Origin of the sequence: Brevundimonas sp. MEB006b, from assembly GCF_030209705.1 — a bacterium.
GTDB lineage: Bacteria > Pseudomonadota > Alphaproteobacteria > Caulobacterales > Caulobacteraceae > Brevundimonas.
The window spans coordinates 1-5,265 of sequence record NZ_JARVRL010000010.1; the positions used below are offsets into that span (position 1 = coordinate 1).

Below are 5,265 nucleotides of genomic sequence, written 5' to 3' on the forward strand. Positions count from 1 at the left end.
ATCATCGAATGAGTTTTGCTGAGAAACGATCAAACCGATCGGATTATTAGTACCAGTAAGCTTCATGGGTCGCCCCACTTCCACACCTGGCCTATCAACGTGGTAGTCTTCCACGATCCTCAGCGAAGCCTTGTTTTGAGGTTAGTTTCCCGCTTAGATGCTTTCAGCGGTTATCTATTCCATACTTAGCTACCCTGCTGCACAGCTGGCGCCATGACAGGTACACCAGAGGTATGTCCATCCCGGTCCTCTCGTACTAGGGACAGATCCTCTCAAGCTTCGAACACCCACGGCAGATAGGGACCAAACTGTCTCACGACGTTCTGAACCCAGCTCACGTACCACTTTAAATGGCGAACAGCCATACCCTTGGGACCTGCTCCAGCCCCAGGATGTGATGAGCCGACATCGAGGTGCCAAACTTTGCCGTCGATATGGACTCTTGGGCAAAATCAGCCTGTTATCCCTAGAGTACCTTTTATCCGTTGAGCGATGGCCCTTCCACTCGGGACCACCGGATCACTATGGCCGACTTTCGTCTCTGCTCGACTTGTCAGTCTCGCAGTCAGGCGGGCTTATGCCATTGCACTCGACGACCGATTTCCGACCGGTCTGAGCCCACCATCGCGCGCCTCCGTTACACTTTAGGAGGCGACCGCCCCAGTCAAACTACCCACCACGCCATGTCCCGGGACCGGATAACGGCCCTCGGTTAGACGTCAACGACAGTAAGGGTGGTATTTCAAGGACGACTCCACCAGAGCTGGCGCCCCGGTTTCATAGTCTCCCACCTATCCTACACATACGGTCGCTAACGCCAAGGCGAAGCTATAGTAAAGGTTCATAGGGTCTTTCCGTCTGACCGCGGGAACCCCGCATCTTCACGGGGAATTCAATTTCACTGAGCCTATGCTGGAGACAGTGGGGAAGTCGTTACGCCATTCGTGCAGGTCGGAACTTACCCGACAAGGAATTTCGCTACCTTAGGACCGTTATAGTTACGGCCGCCGTTTACCTGGGCTTCAGTTCGACGCTTTCACATCTCCCTTTAACCTTCAGGCACCGGGCAGGCGTCAGACCCTATACGTCGCATTGCTGCTTCGCAGAGCCCTGTGTTTTTGCTAAACAGTCGCTACCCCCTGGCTTGTGCCACTCAGTCCTGCTTGCGCAAGGTGAGTCACGCTTATTCCGAAGTTACGCGTGCAATTTGCCGAGTTCCTTCAGCATAGTTCTCTCAAACGCCTTGGTATGCTCTACCTGACCACCTGTGTCGGTTTCGGGTACGGTCTCTGCTGGAGTTATTTCCTGGGACAACGCCCCCGCACACACAATCCAATAAGTGGGTACGAGTTAAGCCATCCGTCACTTCCAGCTGGTGCAGGAATATTTACCTGCTTCCCATCGACTACGCTTTTCAGCCTCGCCTTAGGGGCCGACTAACCCTGCGCAGATTAGCTTTACGCAGGAACCCTTGGTCTTTCGGCGAGAGTGTCTCTCACACTCTTATCGTTACTCATGTCAGCATTCTCACTTCCGATACCTCCAGCCAGGCTCACGCCTGACCTTCACCGGCCTACGGAACGCTCCGCTACCGCTTGCAGTAAACTGCAAACCCATATCTTCGGCGCACGGCTTGAGCCCCGTTACATTTTCCGCGCAGGATCGCTTGATCAGTGAGCTGTTACGCTTTCTTTAAAGGATGGCTGCTTCTAAGCCAACCTCCTGATTGTCAAAGCAATCCCACATCGTTTCCCACTTAGCCGTGACTTGGGGGCCTTAGATGATGGTTAGGGTTGTTTCCCTTTTCACGACGGACGTTAGCACCCGCCGTGTGTCTGCCCGATAGTTCTCTTGGGTATTCGGAGTTTGGTTAGTATTGGTACCGCTCGCGCAGCCCGCAACCATCCAGTGCTCTACCCCCCAAGGAATTCGTCGGACGCTCTACCTAAATAGATTTCGCGGAGAACCAGCTATGTCCAGGTTTGATTGGCCTTTCACCCCTATCCACAAGTCATCCCAGAATTTTTCAACATTCACGGGTTCGGTCCTCCAGTTGGTGTTACCCAACCTTCAACCTGCTCATGGATAGATCACCTGGTTTCGGGTCGTCATACGTCGAACTTAGCGCCCTATTCAGACTCGCTTTCGCTGCGCCTACACCTAACGGCTTAAGCTTGCTCGACACATGAAGTCGCTGACCCATTATACAAAAGGTACGCCGTCACCGCGCTTGGCGGCTCCGACTGCTTGTAGGCTTCCGATTTCAGGATCTGTTTCACTCCCCTTGTCGGGGTGCTTTTCACCTTTCCCTCACGGTACTTGTTCACTATCGGTCGTAGAGGAGTACTTAGGCTTGGAGGGTGGTCCCCCCATGTTCAGACAGGATTTCACGTGTCCCGCCCTACTCGAGTCTCTTGCTGTTTGATGACTACGGGGCTTTCACCCACTATGGCCGACCTTTCCAGATCGTTCGTCTTTATTTCACAAGAGCACTGGCCTGGTCCCGGTTCGCTCGCCACTACTACGGGAGTCTCGGTTGATGTCCTTTCCTCCGGGTACTGAGATGTTTCAGTTCCCCGGGTTCGCTTAATGAAGCCTATGTATTCAGCTCATTATACCTTTCAACAATCCGCCAATCGCTGCCCCGAAGAGCAGAGTTGGAAGACTGTAAAGGTGGGTTTCCCCATTCGGAAATAACCGGATCAAAGGGTGCTAGCGCCTCCCCGGTTCTTATCGCAGCTTGCCACGTCCTTCATCGCCTCTCTACGCCAAGGCATCCGTCAGAAGCCCTTCAACGTTTGATCGTTTCTCAGCAAAACTCATGCTTGGTTTATTCCGCCCGACTGGAAAGATGCCGGGGGACCAAGCCTGATTTTTGTCAGACAATGTCTTCTTCTCGAACAAGACCTCAAAGCTCAGGGGAGCCGGTCACGTTCTTCCTTTACGATATCAATGCCAGCCGGCGGGCGCCGACGGGCAATTCTTGATTCGATCACAAGATCCTGGTGGAGCCAGACGGAGTCGAACCGACGACATCCTGCTTGCAAAGCAGGCGCTCTACCAACTGAGCTATGGCCCCATTCCATCAGGAACAGTGCGAAGCCCAGGAGAGCTGTCGGCGATGCCGTCTTGAGGCTGAGAACCCCCAGCGAACCAGAAGTCCTGGTAGGCCCGGGCAGACTCGAACTGCCGACCTTACGCTTATCAGGCGTACGCTCTAACCACCTGAGCTACGGGCCTATGGCAGCGACAGCCGGGTCATAGACACCCAGGCTCGCGATCGCGTCACCAACTCAACGACCCGTATGGTCGAGGCGTCGATGACGAAAGTGGAAAGAGAAACGGAGACGGCGGCGTTCCGCCGTTTATTGGAGCCTCAATAGACAGTCTCGTGAGAGACGGCCTGGAGAAGCATCCTTAGAAAGGAGGTGATCCAGCCGCAGGTTCCCCTACGGCTACCTTGTTACGACTTCACCCCAGTCGCTGACCCTACCGTGGTCGCCTGCCTCCTTGCGGTCAGCGCAGCGCCTTCGGGTAGAACCAACTCCCATGGTGTGACGGGCGGTGTGTACAAGGCCCGGGAACGTATTCACCGCGGCATGCTGATCCGCGATTACTAGCGATTCCAACTTCATGCCCTCGAGTTGCAGAGGACAATCCGAACTGAGACGACTTTTAAGGATTAACCCTCTGTAGTCGCCATTGTAGCACGTGTGTAGCCCACCCTGTAAGGGCCATGAGGACTTGACGTCATCCCCACCTTCCTCCGGCTTAGCACCGGCAGTCCCATTAGAGTTCCCAACTAAATGATGGCAACTAATGGCGAGGGTTGCGCTCGTTGCGGGACTTAACCCAACATCTCACGACACGAGCTGACGACAGCCATGCAGCACCTGTGTCCTAGTCCCCGAAGGGAAAGCCAGATCTCTCTGGCGGTCCAGGCATGTCAAAAGGTGGTAAGGTTCTGCGCGTTGCTTCGAATTAAACCACATGCTCCACCGCTTGTGCGGGCCCCCGTCAATTCCTTTGAGTTTTAATCTTGCGACCGTACTCCCCAGGCGGATTGCTTAATGCGTTAGCTGCGTCACCGAAATGCATGCATCCCGACAACTAGCAATCATCGTTTACGGCGTGGACTACCAGGGTATCTAATCCTGTTTGCTCCCCACGCTTTCGAGCCTCAGCGTCAGTAATGAGCCAGTGTGTCGCCTTCGCCACTGGTGTTCTTCCGAATATCTACGAATTTCACCTCTACACTCGGAGTTCCACACACCTCTCTCATACTCAAGACACCCAGTATCAAAGGCAATTCCGAGGTTGAGCCCCGGGATTTCACCCCTGACTTAAATGTCCGCCTACGCTCCCTTTACGCCCAGTAATTCCGAGCAACGCTAGCCCCCTTCGTATTACCGCGGCTGCTGGCACGAAGTTAGCCGGGGCTTCTTCTCCGGGTACCGTCATTATCGTCCCCGGTGAAAGAATTTTACAATCCTAAGACCTTCATCATTCACGCGGCATGGCTGCGTCAGGCTTTCGCCCATTGCGCAAGATTCCCCACTGCTGCCTCCCGTAGGAGTTTGGGCCGTGTCTCAGTCCCAATGTGGCTGATCATCCTCTCAGACCAGCTACTGATCGTCGCCTTGGTGAGCCTTTACCTCACCAACTAGCTAATCAGACGCGGGCCGCTCTAAAGGCGATAAATCTTTCCCCCGAAGGGCACATTCGGTATTAGCACAAGTTTCCCTGAGTTATTCCGAACCTAAAGGCACGTTCCCACGTGTTACTCACCCGTCCGCCACTAACTCCGAAGAGTTCGTTCGACTTGCATGTGTTAGGCCTGCCGCCAGCGTTCGCTCTGAGCCAGGATCAAACTCTCAGGTTGAGTTGACTTCTGACCTAAGCTTGAAGACCACCGAAGCGGTCTTGGCATTAGTTCTACGTATTTTATTGACGAGTTCCCACGTCATCGATCCGAAGACCGACGCATGGTATCTTTTCAAAAAGACCGCAGATAGTCAGTGTCGTATGATGACCTTCTAGGGTCATCGCAAGAACACCGCCGCCTGCGTTTCTCTTTCCAAATCAACAATGTCAAAGACCTGGAACCTCCGAAGAGGCCCGACCGTTTAGCGCCGTGTCGTCGGCGGAGGCGGCGATTTAGAGAACCGCAAACCCCGTGTCAACCGCTCTTTTCAGAGATCTTTCGGAGAGAAGAGCGAACCCTTCAGACCGCAAGAAACCACCGGAGGAAAGCGAGGCTTACCT

Annotated in this window: 2 tRNA genes and 2 rRNA genes; all 4 read right to left on the reverse strand. The window is 54.2% G+C overall.

From position 1 onward, the window contains the following. Nucleotides 1–25: 25 nt before the first annotated feature. Nucleotides 26–2,804: ribosomal RNA gene (locus QRN13_RS14485) — 23S ribosomal RNA — on the reverse strand. A 199-nt stretch (nt 2,805–3,003) separates the two neighbouring features. Next, nucleotides 3,004–3,079, reverse strand: a tRNA-Ala gene (locus QRN13_RS14490). 84 nt (nt 3,080–3,163) lie between these two features. Then, nucleotides 3,164–3,240, reverse strand: a tRNA-Ile gene (locus QRN13_RS14495). 181 nt (nt 3,241–3,421) lie between these two features. Beyond that, a 16S ribosomal RNA gene (locus tag QRN13_RS14500) occupies nt 3,422–4,882 on the reverse strand. The 16S and 23S rRNA genes sit together here with 2 tRNA genes alongside, the layout of an rRNA operon. Nucleotides 4,883–5,265 lie beyond the last annotated feature (383 nt).